At 72.0% G+C, this 15,739-nt stretch carries 15 protein-coding genes and 2 pseudogenes; 11 read left to right on the top strand and 6 right to left on the bottom strand.

The features are described 5' to 3' along the window. The 5 genes and pseudogenes from HPY23_RS32925 to HPY23_RS08615 all read left to right on the top strand — a co-directional run. Nucleotides 1–343, top strand: a pseudogene (locus HPY23_RS32925) (hypothetical protein); the annotation flags it as partial. Beyond that, nucleotides 340–804 (top strand): NUDIX hydrolase, encoded by a 465-nt coding sequence (locus HPY23_RS08630; RefSeq protein ID WP_091885442.1) that lies wholly within the window; start codon nt 340–342, stop codon nt 802–804. The pseudogene HPY23_RS32925 and the gene HPY23_RS08630, both read left to right, overlap by 4 nt. Continuing rightward, nucleotides 801–1,253, top strand: a complete 453-nt coding sequence (locus HPY23_RS08625; protein ID WP_091885439.1) for a TIGR02301 family protein — start codon at nt 801–803, stop codon at nt 1,251–1,253. The genes HPY23_RS08630 and HPY23_RS08625 overlap by 4 nt, the downstream gene beginning before the upstream one ends. Before the next feature lie 197 nt (nt 1,254–1,450). Beyond that, complete coding sequence (locus tag HPY23_RS08620; protein WP_048426713.1) at nt 1,451–1,714, top strand: hypothetical protein; 264 nt, start codon at nt 1,451–1,453, stop codon at nt 1,712–1,714. 75 nt (nt 1,715–1,789) lie between these two features. Continuing rightward, nucleotides 1,790–2,878: an SPL family radical SAM protein gene (locus HPY23_RS08615; protein WP_091885436.1), complete on the top strand. Its 1,089-nt coding sequence runs from the start codon at nt 1,790–1,792 to the stop codon at nt 2,876–2,878. Nucleotides 2,879–2,888: 10 nt separating this feature from the next. Here HPY23_RS08615 and HPY23_RS08610 read toward each other — a convergent pair whose 3' ends face one another. Continuing rightward, nucleotides 2,889–3,797, bottom strand: a complete 909-nt coding sequence (locus HPY23_RS08610; protein WP_091885433.1) for a LysR family transcriptional regulator — start codon at nt 3,795–3,797, stop codon at nt 2,889–2,891. Between the two features lie 116 nt (nt 3,798–3,913). Here HPY23_RS08610 and HPY23_RS08605 point away from each other — a divergent pair, with 116 nt between their 5' ends. From HPY23_RS08605 to HPY23_RS08580, 6 genes are all read left to right on the top strand, one after another. Beyond that, on the top strand, nt 3,914–5,227 hold the full coding sequence (locus HPY23_RS08605) for a CitMHS family transporter (RefSeq protein WP_091885430.1): 1,314 nt from the start codon (nt 3,914–3,916) through the stop codon (nt 5,225–5,227). Nucleotides 5,228–5,327: 100 nt separating this feature from the next. Continuing rightward, a complete protein-coding gene (locus HPY23_RS08600; RefSeq protein WP_091885426.1) occupies nt 5,328–6,668 on the top strand; it encodes an acyclic terpene utilization AtuA family protein in 1,341 nt (446 codons plus the stop codon). 11 nt (nt 6,669–6,679) lie between these two features. Next, on the top strand, nt 6,680–6,991 hold the full coding sequence (locus HPY23_RS08595; protein WP_060845813.1) for an AtuA-related protein: 312 nt from the start codon (nt 6,680–6,682) through the stop codon (nt 6,989–6,991). Nucleotides 6,992–7,126: 135 nt separating this feature from the next. Then, complete coding sequence (locus tag HPY23_RS08590; RefSeq protein ID WP_091885423.1) at nt 7,127–8,404, top strand: NAD(P)/FAD-dependent oxidoreductase; 1,278 nt, start codon at nt 7,127–7,129, stop codon at nt 8,402–8,404. A 145-nt stretch (nt 8,405–8,549) separates the two neighbouring features. Next, nucleotides 8,550–9,275: a GntR family transcriptional regulator gene (locus tag HPY23_RS08585; RefSeq protein ID WP_091885420.1), complete on the top strand. Its 726-nt coding sequence runs from the start codon at nt 8,550–8,552 to the stop codon at nt 9,273–9,275. A 212-nt stretch (nt 9,276–9,487) separates the two neighbouring features. Further along, complete coding sequence (locus tag HPY23_RS08580) at nt 9,488–10,315, top strand: SGNH/GDSL hydrolase family protein (protein ID WP_060845810.1); 828 nt, start codon at nt 9,488–9,490, stop codon at nt 10,313–10,315. Nucleotides 10,316–10,428: 113 nt separating this feature from the next. Here the strand turns inward: HPY23_RS08580 and HPY23_RS08575 are convergent, their stop codons facing one another. From HPY23_RS08575 to HPY23_RS08555, 5 genes and pseudogenes are all read right to left on the bottom strand, one after another. Further along, entirely contained in the window at nt 10,429–11,808 is a 1,380-nt protein-coding gene (locus HPY23_RS08575; protein WP_200601754.1) for an amidase, read from the bottom strand. 20 nt (nt 11,809–11,828) lie between these two features. Continuing rightward, nucleotides 11,829–13,430, bottom strand: coding sequence for an ABC transporter substrate-binding protein (locus HPY23_RS08570; RefSeq protein ID WP_091885413.1), 1,602 nt, complete (start codon nt 13,428–13,430; stop codon nt 11,829–11,831). Nucleotides 13,431–13,519: 89 nt separating this feature from the next. Then, entirely contained in the window at nt 13,520–14,281 is a 762-nt protein-coding gene (locus HPY23_RS08565; protein WP_060845807.1) for an ABC transporter permease, read from the bottom strand. Further along, nucleotides 14,278–15,204 (bottom strand): ABC transporter ATP-binding protein, encoded by a 927-nt coding sequence (locus HPY23_RS08560; protein ID WP_060845806.1) that lies wholly within the window; start codon nt 15,202–15,204, stop codon nt 14,278–14,280. The genes HPY23_RS08565 and HPY23_RS08560 overlap by 4 nt, the downstream gene beginning before the upstream one ends. Before the next feature lie 186 nt (nt 15,205–15,390). Further along, nucleotides 15,391–15,739: pseudogene (locus tag HPY23_RS08555) on the bottom strand (hypothetical protein); the annotation flags it as partial.

Raw genomic sequence — 15,739 nt, 5'->3', positions numbered from 1 at the left:
CCCGGGCGCGACGCCCGCCGCCCTGCTGGTGCGTGGCGCTGACGGCCGGGCCGAGAGCTGGTCCCTCGCCGGCGGCACCCCCGCCCGGCAGGCGCGCGGGGGAGCGGGCTTTGCCGCCCCCGGCGCCGCCCTCGGCGAGGGGGAATGGGTTCTGGCGGCCGGCGACCGCACGGCGCTGGCCTACCTCTCGGCCGACGGCCTGAAGGAGCGGGCCCGCGCGGCCCTGCCGGCGCCGGTCGGGGCCGGCCTCGCGGTCCTGGGCTCCGGGCACGGCGCCGCCATCGTGGTGGCGCTGACCGACGGGCGGCTCGCGACCGTGCGGGACGGGGACGCGCGGCCGTGAGCAACGGATCCGACGAGCCGGCCTGGCGCCGGCGCTATCCTATCCGTCCCTTCGTCGCCGCCTCGGTGGCGGTGGTACGCGACGGCCGGGTGCTGCTCGCCGCCCGCGGACAGGCGCCGATGCGGGGCGTCTACACCCTGCCGGGCGGGCAGGTGGAGGTCGGCGAGACCCTGGCCGAGGCGGCCCTGCGCGAGCTGCACGAGGAGGTCGGGGTGGTGGCCGAGATCGTCGCAGGCCTCTCCCCCCTGGAGGTGATCGGCCGCGACGGGGACGGCGCGGTGCTGCACCATTTCGTGATCCATCCCCATGCCGCCCACTGGCGCTCGGGGGAGCCGACGACCGGTCCGGAGGCCCTCGATCTGCGCTGGGTGACGCCCGAGGAAGCCCATGACCTGCCGACCACCGAGGGGTTGCACGGCGTGATCGCGCAGGCTCTCGCCGCAATGGGGGACGGCGCATGAGACGCTCCCCGTCGCTCGGTGCGCGCGCCGCCGTGCTCGCCGCCTGCCTGCTCGCGGCCTCGCCGGCTCTCGCCCAGACCCGGCCGAAGCCCGCCGCCAAGCCGCCGGAGAAGGAAGCCCCCGCCCCCCCGCCGCCGCCCGACGCGCCCGCGCCCTACGACCGCGATCTCCTGCGGCTGTCGGAGATCATCGGCGCCCTGAGCTTCCTGCGCGAGCTGTGCGGCCATCCCGACGCGCCGGAATGGCCCGCCCGCATGAAGGCCTTGCTCGAGTCCGAGGGGACCAGCCAGGGCCGGCGCGACCGCCTGGCCGGCGCCTACAACCGCGGCTATGGCGGCTACGCGGTCACCTACCGGGTCTGCACCCCCTCGGCGGTCGAGGCGGCGACCCGCTTCATCGGCGAGGGCGAGCGGCTGTCGGTCGCGCTCGCCGGCCGGTTCGGCGGCTGAGCGCCGGCCTGTTGCGGAGATGCCACATCTGTGGCGGTGGCGTCGAAGAGGGAGGCATTCTCGCAGCGCCGTTAACCTCTTCGCAATTCCTTGCTGGCTCGCGCCCGGCAGAGACCCTATGAATCGGGACATCACCTGAGGCTGCTGCGGATTCGAGACCGCCGTTCTCCTCCAGAGACCCGATCTCAAGGCTGTCGATGACCGATTTCGAAACCTACGAGCCCGAACTCCACTCCGACCAGGACGCGAAGCGCGCCGCCCTGAGCTACGTCTCGGAAGCCTTCGCGGAAGGCTGCCTGGACGGGCTCGACGGCGACTGCATGGCCCAGGCCGCCCTGTTCGCGGCCTTCCAGGAACTGGTGCAGACCTACGGGGAGGAAGCCACCGCCCGCTACGCGGAGGGCTTTCCCGAGCGCATCCGCGGCGGTACCTACACGGTGCGGCCGGAGGCCCGGCATTAAGAGCCGTTAACGACTCCGGCCCGCCCGTCGACGAACGGGCGGGACCTGCGGCAGCGCTTCGCGCGTTCGTCGCGCATGAGCCTCCACGATCCCGCCTCCCTCCGCACGGCCCGCCTGTGGCGCCCGCGACGGGTCGTCGTCACGGCAGCGGCGCGGGATCACGCCCACGGCCGGGCGATCCTTGCCCGGGCCGAGGCGCTGGGCCTGCCGGTCGAGGCCCTGCCCGGCAACCGCCTCACCGGCCTGCGCCATCCCGATCCGCGCCGGGCCTATATCGAGGCCAAGAGCACGCTCGCGGTGGTGGTGGCTCCGCCCGCCAAGCTGAAGCTGCAGCCGATTCCCCCGAGCGCCGACTGGCGGGTCGATCTCGCCGAGGGCTGCCCGGCCCATTGCCAGTACTGCTACCTCGCCGGCTCGCTCGCGGGCCCGCCGGTGACCCGGGTCTACGCCAACCTGCCGGAGATCCTGTCGAACCTCGCCTCCTATGTCGGGCGCGGCGGCGTCACCTCGGCGAGCGCGGAGCGGGCGCAGGAGGGCACGAGCTTCGAGGCCTCGTGCTACACCGATCCCCTCGGCATCGAGCACCTGAGCGGGTCGCTCTCGGCGGCGATTCGGCATTTCGGCGCCTGGGACGCCCCGGTGAGCCTGCGGGCGACCACCAAGTTCGCCGCGGTCGAGCCCCTGCTCAGCCTCGATCACGGGCGCCGTACCCGCCTGCGCTTCTCGGTCAACCCCGTGGCGGCCGGCCGCTTCGAGGGCGGCACCGCCCCTCTGCGCGAGCGGCTCTCGGCCCTCGGCGCGGTCGCCCGGGCCGGCTACCCGGTCGGCCTCACGGTCGCGCCGATCCTGCCCCTGCCGGACTGGCGCGGGGCCTACGACGACCTCTTCGTGCAAGCCGCCGAGGCGCTGGCGGGCGCGCCCGACCTCGACCTCACCGCCGAGCTCATCACCCACCGCTTCACCCCCGGCTCGAAGACGGTGCTGGAAGGCTGGTATCCGGGGTCCGACCTGCCGATGCGCGAGGACGAGCGCAGCCGCAAGTTCACGAAGTTCGGCTCGGTGAAGTACGTGTTTCCCGCCGAGCTGATGCGGGAGATGCGCGGGGAGCTGACACGTTCCCTCGCTGAGCGGCTGCCGATGGCGCGGGTTCTGTACTGGACCTGAGGCGGCTCTCTCACCCGCCTCCCGCGAACTCCGCCTCCAGGGCCGGGATCAATTCCTCCAGAAAATCCTCGGCGGCGGCCGGCAGGGTGCGGCCGGCCTTGGCGATCAGGCAGACCGGGCGGGAAAAGCTCGCCTCGGAGATCGGGCGCGAGCGCAGGGCGGGCTCGGCCCGGATCTCGCGGGCCGAGCCCGGCAGGATCGTGAGCCCGAGCCCGGCCCGCACCATCCCGACCGCGGTCATCATGTAGGTGGCCTCGCAGGCGGTCACGGGCCGGCGGCCGGCGGCCACGAAGGCGGCGTCGACCACGCCGCGCACGCTGGTCGCGGCGTCCATCAGCACCAGCGGGTGCTCGGCCAGCGCTTCCAGCGTCACGCTCGCGACCTCCCCGATCGGGTGGCCGTCCGGATAGACGACGTGGAGCGCGTCCGCAGCACGGGCCAGCACTGTCACCTCGGGGTCGCGGACCTCGCCGCCGGTCACGCCGAGATCGACTTCTTCCTGGCGCACCAGGGCGAGCACCCGCTCGGCGATCACGTCCTTGACCACGAAGCCCATCCGCGGATGCGCGGCCCGGAAGCCCGCGATCGCGTCCGGCAGGAGACCCGCCGCCACCGAGGGCAGGGCCGCGATCCGGACGATGCCATGGCGCCGCGCCGCGAGGTCGCGGGTATCGACCACCACGCCGTCGAGCTCGCGCAGCACGCGCTGGAACACCGGCAGCAACTCGCGCCCGGCCCGGGTCGGCGCGACGCTGCGGCTGGTGCGGTCGAGGAGGCGGACAGCCAGCGCCTCCTCCAGCCGGCGGATCTGCACGGTGAGCGCCGGCTGCGACAGGTTCAGGAGCGCGGCCGCCCGGGTGAAGCTGCGCAGGTGCGCCACCGACACGAAGGCGCGGACGTGGCGCAGGTTGAGATCCATAATGAAACGCTATCGTGACGATCCGATCTTTTCAATTGTTAGATCGTAACCCTTGAGTTGTGATCCCCCGGTCATCAACGGCGCCGCAACTGAGCGCCGAACCCTGGGAGGAAGCGATGCTGGCCCTGCTCGGCCTGTGCACCATCGCGTTGTTGCTCGCGGCCATTCTCACCAAGCGCCTGTCGCCCCTCGTGGCGCTGATCGTGATCCCGGTCGCCGCCGCCCTCGTGGGCGGCTTCGGGCTCGAGACCGGCAAGTTCGTGCTCGCCGGCATCCAGAGCCTGGCGCCGGTCGTCGGCATGTTCGTGTTCGCGATCCTGTTCTTCGGGATCGTCAGCGATGCCGGCCTGCTCGACCCGATCATCGACCGGATCCTCGCCACCGTCGGCACCCGGCCGAGCCGGATCGTGCCGGGCACGACGCTGCTGGCGCTCCTCATTCATCTCGACGGCTCGGGCGCGGTGACGTTCCTGATCACCATTCCGGCGATGCTGCCGCTCTACGACCGGGTCGGGATCGACCGGCGCATCCTGGCCTGCGCGGCCTCGCTGGCGGCGGGCGTCAACTTCCTGCCCTGGACCGGGCCGATGATCCGGGCCTCGGCGGCGCTCAAGCTGCCGATCCCCGATATCTTCACGCCGCTGGTGCCGGTGCAGGCGGTGGGCCTCGCATTCATCTTCGCGGTCTCGTACTGGCTCGGCCTGCGCGAGGAGCGCCGGCTCAAGCTGGCGAGCGCCGGTCGTGCGTCCGAGGCCGTGACCGCCGGGACGCGTACCCTGAGCGATGCCGAGCGCGCCCTGCGGCGGCCGGAGCGGTTCTGGCTGAACCTCGTCCTCACCCTCGCGGTCCTCGGCACGATGGTGCTGATGGCGGAGAAGATCCCGCCGGCCCTGATGTTCATGCTCGGCACGGCGCTGGCCTTGATCATCAACTATCCGAGCGTCGACGCCCAGCGCCAGCGCATCGACGCGCACGCCAAGGCGGCGATCCTGATGGCGTCGATCCTGCTCGCCGCCGGCGTCTTCACCGGCATCATGCAGGGCACCGGCATGCTCAGGGCGATGGCGCAGGGAGCGGTGGCGTTCGTGCCGCCCGGCCTCGCGCCCCACATCCCGTTCGCGCTCGGCCTCGTCTCGATGCCGCTCAGCATGCTGTTCGACCCCGACTCGTTCTATTTCGGCGTGCTCCCGGTGGTGGCCGAGGTCGCCCATCAGCTCGGCGTGCCGCCGCTCCAGGTCGCGCAAGGCGCCCTGCTCGGCCAGATGACCACCGGCTTCCCGGTGAGCCCGCTGACGCCTGCGACCTTCCTGGTCTGCGGGTTGTGCGGGATCGACCTCGCCGACCACCAGAAGTTCACCTTCCCGTTCCTGCTCGCGGCCTCCGTGGTGATGACCTTCGCGGCCGTCGCCTTCGGGGTCTTCCCCCTGTGATTCCGCAGCACCCGCAGGGTGCCGTGCAAGCCCGAACGGGCGTCGGCGCCGATGCGCCGGACGCCTTCGCCGGAGGCGAAGGCAAGCGAGGGAGAGATTCATGAAGTCCATCCGCCTGGGCGCCGGGGCCGGCTATGCCGGCGACCGGATCGAGCCCGCGGTCGAGCTCGCCGAGCACGGCGCCCTCGACTACCTCGTCTTCGAGTGCCTGGCCGAGCGCACCATCGCGCTCGCCCAGCAGGCGCGCCTGCGCGATCCCGCCTCCGGCTACGACCCCCTGCTGGAGGCCCGGATGCGGGCGGTGCTGGAGCCGTGCCGCCGCAACGGCACCCGCATCGTCACCAACATGGGCGCGGCCAACCCGCTCGCCGCCGCCGAGAAGACCCGGGCCATCGCCCGCGACCTCGGGCTCACCGGCCTCAAGGTGGCGGCGGTGATCGGCGACGACGTCCTCGAGGCGGTGGGCACCGGGGATTACCAGATCCTCGAGACCGGCGGCCGGGTGCGCGATCTCGGCAACCGGGTGATCTCGGCCAACGCCTATCTCGGCGCCGGCCCGATCGTGGAGGCGCTGGCCCGGGGCGCCGACGTCGTCGTCACCGGCCGGGTCGGCGATCCGGCGCTCTTCCTCGCGCCGCTCATCCACGCCTTCGGCTGGGCAGACGACGACTGGGACCGCCTCGGCCGCGGCACGCTGGCCGGCCATCTCCTCGAATGCGCCGGCCAGGTCACCGGCGGCTACTTCGCCGATCCGGGGGTGAAGGACGTGGCGGGCCTCTCCCGCCTCGGCTTCCCCGTCGGCATCGTGACGCAGGACGGCGACATCGAGATCACCAAGGTACCGGGCTCTGGCGGGCAGGTGACGCTCGCCACCTGCAAGGAGCAGCTCCTCTACGAGGTCCACGACCCCGCCCGCTATCTCCAGCCCGACGTGGTGGCGGATTTCTCGGGCGTCGCCATGGAGGAGGTCGGCCCCGACCGGGTGCGGGTGACCGGCGGGCGCGGCACCCCGGCGACCGGGCTCCTCAAGGTCTCGGTCGGGTTGATCGATTCATTCATCGGCGAGGGCCAGATCTCCTATGCCGGACCGGGCGCCGCCGCGCGGGGCCGCCTCGCCCTCGACATCGTGCGCGAGCGCCTCTCGCTCACCGGCGTGACGGCGAGCGAGCTGCGCTTCGACCTGATCGGCGTCGATTCCCTGCACGGTCCGGCCCGCGCCGCCGGGGCGCCGGAGCCCTACGAGGTCCGCGTCCGGGTCGCCGGGCGCTGCGACAGCCTCGGCGAGGCGGCGCGGATCGGCAACGAGGTCGAGACCCTCTACACCAACGGCCCGGCCGGCGGCGGCGGGGCCTGGAAATCGGCCCGCGAGGTCGTCGGCGTGGTGTCGGTGCTGGTCCCGGCCGCGCTCGCCCGGCCGAGCGTGCGGATGATCGAGGCGTGAGGAGGAACCCGATGAAGCTGCGCGCGCTCGCCCATTCCCGCACCGGCGACAAGGGCAACACCGCCAACGTCTCGCTGATCGCGATCGACCCGGCCGACTACCCGCGCCTGGAGCGCCACGTCACGCCCGAGCGGGTGCGGGCCCACTTCGCCGGCATCGTCCACGGCGAGGTCGTCCGCTACGCCCTGCCGCAACTCGGCGCCCTCAACTTCGTGATGGCGGACGCGCTCGGCGGCGGCGTCACCCGCTCGCTGGCCCTCGACGCCCACGGCAAGGGCCTGAGCGCGGCGCTCCTCGACCTGGAGATCCCCGACGAGGCGTGAGGATCGCCCGGCGGGCGTCCGGTCCCGCGCCGGACGCTCGCGTGCATAATTGTTGACAATCCTACGATAAGAATGATGATGGCCTAAGCCGCGGCCCATGCCCCGGCGTCGTCCATCCGTACCGGATCGTCACCGATGAAGCTCGCATCCTACTGGCTCGAGACCGCGCCGCCCTTCACGGCCGGCAGCCCCGGCCCGTCGGAGGGACGCTACGACGTCGCGGTGGTGGGCGCGGGCTTCACCGGCCTGTCGGCGGCGCTCGCCCTCGCGAAGCGCGGCGCCCGGGTGGCGGTGCTGGAGGCCGAGGGCGTCGGCAGCGCGGCGTCCGGCCGCAACGGCGGCCAGTGCAACAACGGCTTCGCCTCGGATTACCGCGCCATCGCTACCCGGTTCGGCGAGGAGCGGGCGGCGGCGCTCTACCACGCCTACGACGCGGCGGTGGACAGCGTCGAGCGGCTGGTCCGCGAAGAGGGGATCGACTGCGATTTCCGTCGCACCGGCAAGGTCAAGCTGGCAGCCAAGCCCGAGCATTTCGACAAGCTCCAGCGCACCTACGAGGCGCTGTCGCCGCGCGCCGACCCGGACACCCACCTCGTCCCGGCTTCCGCCATCCGCGGCGAGGTCGGCTCGGACGCCTTCTACGGCGGCCTCGTCTACGCCAAGAGCGGCGGCATGCATGTCGGCAAGTTCGCCCGCGGGCTCGCTCGCGCGGCGGCGGGCCATGGCGCGGCGGTGTTCGAGAACGCCCCCGTCACCCGCCTGCACCGGCTTTCCGGCACCGCCCACGAGGTCACGACCCCGCGCGGCACCCTGACGGCGAACCAGGTGCTGATGGCCACCGGCGCTTCGACGGTCGGCCCGCTCGGCTGGTTCCGCCGCCGCATCGTGCCGGTCGGCTCGTTCGTGATCGTCACCGAGCCGCTGCCGCGCGACGTGCTCGACCGGCTGATGCCGACCCGCCGCATGGCAACCAATACCAAGAACGTCGGCACCTATTTCCGGGTCACCCCGGACGACCGGCTGCTGTTCGGCGGCCGGGCCCGGTTCGCGGTCTCGAACCCGCTCTCGGACGAGAAGAGCGGCCGCGTGCTGCGCCGCGCCCTCGACCAGGTGTTTCCCGAGCTCGCCCGCGCCCGGATCGACTATTGCTGGGGCGGCGTCGTCGACATGACGGCCGACCGCCTGCCCCGGGCCGGCGTTCGCGACGGGCTGTACTACTCGATGGGCTATAGCGGCCACGGCACCCAGATGGCGACCCATATGGGGCAGGTCATGGCCGAGGTGCTGGAGGGGCGCGCCGAGCGCAACCCCTTCGCGGGCTGGGACTGGAAGGCCATCCCCGGGCATTTCGGCCCGCCCTGGTTCCTTCCCTTCGTGGGCGCGTATTATCGTCTGCAGGACGTTCTGCACTAGAGCATTTTCCGACGGAGCGGGCACCGGGTCGTCGATAGAAAATGCGGCTATATCAACGACCTAGCGCGGCGCCCGGTTGCAGGGCGATCGGGCGCTGCTCTAGGACGGTAGTCTTCTCATCCGATCAGCGGGGCGCGGGAACGGCATGGCGAGCCAGACTGACAAGGCGGTAAAGCCGGTGCCCGCCGGCAAGCGCCTGCCGCGCACGACCCTGTCGGGCCAGATCGCCGGCCAGATCCGCGCCTCGATCCTCGACGGCAGCTATCCCCTCGGCGCCCAGCTCAACGAGATGGAGCTGGCCTCCGCCTTCGGCGTCAGCCGCGGGCCGGTGCGCGAGGCGATGCAGCGCCTGATCCAGGAGGGCCTGTTGCGCAGCGAGCCGCATCGCGGCGTGTTCGTGCCCGAGCTCGCGCCCTCCGACCTCATCGACATCTACTTCGTGCGCCGCTCCCTCGAACTCGTCGCCATGCGGCGGATCCTGGAGAACGCCGACCGCGGAGCGGTGGTGCGGGACCTCGCCGGCATCGTGCGCCAGATGAAGGCGGCGGTCCGGCGCAAGGACTGGCCGCAGGTCGCCGACCTCGACATGCAGTTCCACCGCCGCATCGTCGACGAGGCCGGCAGCGAGCGCCTGACCCGCAGCTTCGCCACGCTCCAGGCCGAGACCCGGCTCTGCCTGCAGATGCTGATGGGCGGCTACAGCGAGAACGCCGCCCTGATCGACGAGCATCAGCTCCTCGTCGACCTGATCGAGCGTGGCGCGGTCGAGCCGGCGCTCGCCGAGATGGAGCGCCATTTCGGCGACCCGGTCCGCACGCTGCAGAAGGCCAACGCCTCGCGCAAGGAGAAGCTCGGCGCCGAGGCGGCGTGAGGTTTCGCAGTGCAACACACGCTCAAGCTTAATCCCGGGTGAGCCGGATCCGCGGCTTTCGTCGCGATCGTCTCGGTTCTCGCTGACCAGCCGAGCAGAGGCCGGGGGTTGGACTTGGCTCAGCTTCATTTTCGAGTGGAACCGCGGGAACCCGCGTGTTACCCGGCAGATACGGGCCGATTCGGTCCCTCTCTCCCCTCTCGGGACCTGCCATGCTCCTCCGGTTCAGCTTCGGCCGGCTGGCCTGCCTGTCGGCGGCCGTCCTCGCCGGTCACCTCGTCGCGGCCCGTCCGGCGTCGGCCTGCCCGGCCGCGCTGCCGCCGGCGGCGGAACGGATGAGCCTCGACGTGACCGAGGCGCACGTCGCCCGGCGCGAGCCGGTGCGCGTGCTGGCGATCGGCTCGTCCTCGACGGAGGGGATCGGCGCCTCGGGCCCGGACCGGACCTACCCGCATCTCCTGGAGCAGGCCCTGCGCGGCGCCTGGCGCGGCACCCCGGTCGACGTGACCAATGCCGGCATCGGCGGCGAGACCGCCGACCAGACCCTCGCCCGCCTCGCCGAGGCCCTGGCCCGCCCGGTCAAGCCCGACCTGGTGATCTGGCAGGTCGGCACCAACGACGCGATCACGGGCGGCGACGAGGCGGCGTTCCGCCGCCGGCTCGAACAGGGCGTCGCCCTGGTCCGCGCCGCCGGCAGCGACCTCATCGTCCTCGATCAGCAATACTACCCGGCGATCCCCGACCACGCCCGCTACGAGCGCTTCGTCGGCCTCGTCGCCGCGGTCGCCCAGGAGGCCGAGGTGCCGGTCTTCTCGCGCTACGCCCTGATGAAGGACTGGAACCGCCAGGACCCGGCGCTTCTGGCCGGCATGCTGTCCTCGGATCGCTTCCACATGGGCGACCAGGGCTATGCCTGCCTTGTCCAGGCGCTCGGCCGCGACATCCTCGACGCCGTGACCCCGCGGCCCGAACCGCTCCAGGCGGTCGCCCGCGCCAAGCGCCAGAAGCTGCCGGACGCGGCGTCGCTGCGGCGGGGCTGACCGGGACAACGCATCGGCGACGTCAATCGGCCCCCGGACGGATGACCGTTCGGGGGCATCTTTTTTGGGCTACCTCGATGGGATGAGACGGCCCTCTTCCATCGGACTGGGTCTTACAAGTCCGGCGCCCGCCGGTGCCACTCCGTCGCCGCCTGGTAGGCCTGGCCGATCCGCAGCGCCATCGCCTCCTCGTAGCCGCGGCAGACGATCTGGAGCGAGAGCGGCAGGCCCGCCGCCGTGGCGCCGTTCGGCAGCGCCAGGGCGCAGAGTTCCAGGAGGTTGCCGAAGCGGGTGAAGCGGGAGGGCGCCACCGCCTGGTCGACCGCGTCGAGGGGGATCGCCGCGCTCTCGGTGGTCGGGGTGAGGAGCGCGTCGATCCCGTCCATCGCCCGGGCGAAGGCGGCATTCGTCTCCCGCTGCATCCGCCGCGTGCGCAGGTATTCCTGCGCCGTGACGCCCGCGCCCGCCAGGATGCGCCCGCGCACGTCCTCGTCGAGGAGCGCCGCGCGGTCCTCGGCGACCGCGCCGTTGTAAGCGTAGGCCTCCGCCTCGACGATCGCCGAGGTCGCGAGCAGGTCGGCGAAGCGGAACGGCAGCACCACCTCGACGATCTCGGCCCCGCACCGGGCCAGGGTGTCGAGGGCGGCGTCGTAGGCGTCGAGCATCTCGGACGAGACGCCCGCCCGCTCCGCCGCCGGCATCCGGGCGAGCCGCAGGCCCCGCACCCCGCGATGCAGGGCCGGCATCGGGTCCTCCGGCACCACGCCCCGCGTGTTCGGGTCACGGGGATCGGGCCCGGACAGGATGGTGTAGAGGAGCGCGGCATCCTCGACCGAGCGCGCCATCGGCCCCGGCGTGTCGAGGGTGGCGCTGAGCGGGACGATGCCGGCAGTGCTGATCCGGCCGACCGTCGCCTTGAGGCCGGTGAGCCCGCAGAACGAGGCCGGCAGCCGCACCGAGCCGCCGGTATCGGTGCCGATGCCCCACGGGGCCATCCGGGCCGCGACGGCGACGCCGGTCCCGCTGCTCGACCCGCCGGGCGTGCGGGCGACGGCGAGGTCCCAGGGGTTGCGCGGCGTGCCCATCCGCCGGTTGGTGCCCCAGCCGCCGTAGGCGAACTCGACCGTATGGGTCTTGCCCAGCACGATCATGCCCTGGGCCAGCATCCGCCGGGCGATGGTGGCGGTCTCGGTCGCCCGCCGCGCGGCAAAATGCGCCGAGCCCCCGGTAGTGATCCGGCCCTCGAGGTCGATCAGGTCCTTGAGCACCACCGGTACGCCGTGGAGCGGGCCGACGGCGTGGCCGGCGCGGATCATCCGGTCGGCGCCCTCGGCGGCGAGCCGCGCATCGTCGGCGAAGACCGCGACGAAGGCCTGCAGTTGCGGCTCCAGCCGCGCGATGCGGTCGAGATGGGCCTCCACGGCCGCGACCGGCGAGATCGTGCGGGTGGCGATGGCTCGGGCGAGGGCGGGCAGCGCGGCGGGATCGGTCACGGGATGCCTCTCGGAGCGTTTCACGGGACGCTGATCCGGGTCAGGTCGACGAACCAGGATCGGGGTGGGACAAAACCCTTCACCCGCGGCGACATCGCCCTGGGGTTGAGATCATGGACAACGTACAGCCAGGGCGGGTCGTCGACCAGCCGCTCGTGGCCGGCCCGCATCGCCGCGTCCATCGCCTCGGGGGTGCTCGCGCGGGCGGCGTCCATCATCGCGGCGTCGAAGCGGGCATCCGTCCACTGCGCGAAGTTGAAGCCCTTCGGGGCGAGGTTGGCGGAGCCGAAGTAGCGCGCCATCACGGCGACGTCGGAGGTGGTCGAGGAGATGTTGAGCACCGTGGCGCCGCGCAGAGACGGCGCGTCCGGGGTCGCCCGCATGGCGTTGAGCAGCACCTGCCACTCGACCACCTCGAGGGCGACGTCGACGCCGCAATTCTGCTTCAGGGTCTCCTGCAGGAACTCGTTCATCGGCAGCGGCTGCATCTGGCCCGAGCCCGAGGCCGAGAGCATCAGCGTGAGCTTGAGCGGGTGCTCCGCGCCGAACCCGGCCTCGGCGAGGAGCGCGCGGCCCTTCGCCGGATCGAGGCGGTAGCGGTTGTCCGGCGCGCCGAATTCCGGGTCGTCCGGCTTGAGCCAGCCGACAGCCGGCTCGGCGGTCCCGTTCAGGAAGGTGACGAGCCCGTCCCGGTCGATGCAGTAGTTCAGGGCCCGGCGCACCCGCACGTCCTTGAGCGGGCTGCCGGCGGCGCCGATGTTGAAGAGCCACGGCCAGATATGCGGGTAGGAGCCGGTGGTGACGGCAAAGCCGGCTTGGCGCAGGGACGGGATCGCGTCCGGCGGCGGCGCCTCGATCCAGTCGACCTGGCCGGCCCGCAGGGCGGCGATGCGGGCATTGGCCTCCGGGATCGGCATCAGCCGCACCCGGTCGACCTGCGCCCGGTGCGCGCCGTCCCAGTAATCCGGGTTGCGGGCGAGTTCGACCATCTCCCGCGGCTGCACCCGGGTGATGCGGAACGGCCCGGTCCCGGCCGCCGGCAGCGTCGCGACCCGGGCCCAGTCCCGCCCGGCCGCCTCGAACGAGGCCGGCGAGGTGAACAGCAGGTAGACCACCATATAGGGGAAGTAGGCGACCGGGTCGCGGCTGGTGATGGCGACGGTACGGTCGTCGATCTTGCGGTAACCGGCGATGAGCGGCGCCCGCGCCCGGCTGATCCCGGCGGCCGGCGGCTCGTATTGCGGGCTGTCGGACTTGAAGTAGCGGTCGAGGTTCCAGATCACCGCGTCCGCGTCGAAGGCCGTGCCGTCGTGGAAGCGCACGTCCTGGCGCAGGTAGAAGATCCAGGTCGTGGGATCGTCCGGCGCCTGTTCCCACCGCTCGGCGAGGCCCGGCCGCAGGGCCGAGCTCCGGTCGGTGCGGTCGAGATCCCACAGCACCAGCCCCTCGAAGACCGGATAGCCGAGGAAGCGCATGCCCTCGAAGCCGTTGTTCGGCAGCCCGGTGGTGGTCGGGATGTCGGCCGCCGTCATGGCGATGCGGAGCATCGAGTCGGCGGCGGCCGGTGCCGTGGCGGCGAGGAAGGCCGAGAGGGCGATGGAGAGGAGATGCGGACGGGTCATCACGAGGCTGGTAGCACTGACAGGCTTGTTGCCGGAGCAAGCTCTAAGCCATCCGGGCTCAAGACTCGTGTGACCGTCCGATCGAATCGTCAGCTTTTGAGCCGGTATCCCGTCTTGAAGATCCGGGCCACCGCCGCGAGGCAGAGGAGAAGGAACACCACCGCCATGCCCAGGCTCACCGCCGGGTTGACGTCCGAATGGCCGTAGAAGCTCCAGCGGAAGCCGCTGATCAGGTAGACCACCGGATTGACGAGGCTGACAGCGCGCCACAGCGGCGGCAGCATGTCGATCGAGTAAAAGCTGCCGCCCAGAAAGGTCAGCGGCGTGACGATGAGGAGCGGCACCAGCTGCAGCTTCTCGAACCCGTCGGCCCACAGGCCGATCACGAAGCCGAACAGGCTGAAGGTGACGGCGGTGAGCACCAGGAAGAGCACCATCACGAACGGATGCTCGATGCGCAGCGGCACGAACAGCGCCGAGGTCGCCAGGATGATCAGCCCGAGCATGATCGACTTGGTGGCCGCCGCCCCGACATAGCCGGCGACGATCTCGACCGCCGAGATCGGGGCCGACAGGATCTCGTAGATCGTGCCGGAGAAGCGCGGGAAGTAGATGCCGAACGAGGCGTTCGAGATGCTCTGGGTCAGGAGCGTCAGCATGATCAGCCCGGGCACGATGAAGGCGCCGTACGGCACCCCGTCGACCGAGGTCATCCGCCCGCCGATGGCGGCGCCGAACACCACGAAGTAGAGCGAGGTCGAGATCACCGGCGCGACGATGCTCTGGAGCAACGTGCGGAAGGCGCGGTGCATCTCGAAGCCGTAGATGGCGCGGATGGCGGGCCAGTTCATGCGCGGTCCTTCACGAGATCGACGAAGATGTCCTCGAGCGAACTCTGCCGGGTCTGGAGGTCGCGGAAGCGGATGCCGGAGGCGGCGAGGTCGGTGAGGAGCCCGGTGATCCCGGTGCGCTCCGCCTTGGCGTCGTAGGTGTAGGTGAGCACCGTGCCGTCCGCCGACAGGGCCAGGGGATGGCCGGCGAGCGCCGCCGGCAGGGCGGGGAGCGGATCGTGCAGGAGGAGCGTCAGCTCCTTGCGGCCGAGCTTGCGCATCAGCTCGGCCTTCTCCTCGACCAGCACGATCTCGCCCTTGGCGATCACCCCCACCCGGTCGGCCATCTCCTCGGCCTCCTCGATGTAGTGGGTGGTGAGGATCACCGTGACGCCCTGCTCGCGCAGGCGGCGCACCAGGCGCCACATGTCCTGGCGGAGCGCCACGTCGACGCCGGCCGTCGGCTCGTCGAGGAAGAGGATGCGCGGCTCGTGCGAGAGCGCCTTGGCGATCAGCACGCGCCGCTTCATGCCCCCCGACAGGGTCATGATCTTGGCGTCGCGCTTCTCCCACAGCGAGAGGTCGCGCAGCACCCGCTCGATATGGGCCGGATCGGGCTTGAGGCCGAACAGGCCGCGGCTGAAGCTCACCGTCGCCCACACGGTCTCGAAGGCGTCGGCGGTCAGCTCCTGCGGCACGAGGCCGATCAGGCGCCTCGCGGCGCGCGGGGCGGCCAGGATATCGTGGCCGCCGACCGTCACCGTGCCGGTGCTCGGCGTGACGATGCCGCAGATGATGCTGATGAGGGTGGTCTTGCCGGCGCCGTTGGGCCCGAGCAGGGCGAAGATCTCGCCCTCCCGGACGTCGAGGTCGACGCGCTTGAGCGCGGCGTGACCCGAGGCGTAGGTCTTCGACAGGTTGGCGATCGTGATGATGGGCGTCATCCGGTCCCGGGGCGTGTCAGGGGCTGACGGGGATGCCCGTTCACCTAGGCCAGCCGGGGCCGGACCGCCACCGCCCTCCCCCGAAACCCGTCACGCCCGGGGACCCCGCGGGCTCGAAAACCGCGCGGGTGTGTCCCGGATGCGCGCTGGGCGCGTCCGCGATGGGAACGCGCGCCGTCGTGGGGATCACCGGTCGCGGGGCGGAGCCTCGTCGGCGTCGCCGTCTTCGACCTCGCCCTCGTAGAGGTCGTCGTCGTCCTCCGCGCCGTCGTCGTGCGGGGACCCGTCCTGGGCCTGGACGTCCTGGGCCTGGACCTCGTCGTCGCGGGTCCGCGGCTTGGTGTAGAAGTTGCCGACGAGCAGCGCCTCGCCGGCGCCGACCATGCCGCTCAGGTAGGCGTTGATGGTCGCCGGTGCGGCGTCCGGCAGCGCGCGCAGGATCTGCGGCTGCGACAGGCCCTGGGGCCCGGCCCCGTCGATCAGCGCCTTCAGCCGCCCCTTGGTCGAGTTCGCCCGCGGCCCCCGGGGGCCGCGC

Origin of the sequence: Methylobacterium ajmalii, from assembly GCF_016613415.1 — a bacterium.
Classification (GTDB): domain Bacteria; phylum Pseudomonadota; class Alphaproteobacteria; order Rhizobiales; family Beijerinckiaceae; genus Methylobacterium; species Methylobacterium ajmalii.
This window is presented reverse-complemented; position numbering and strand designations above follow the sequence as displayed.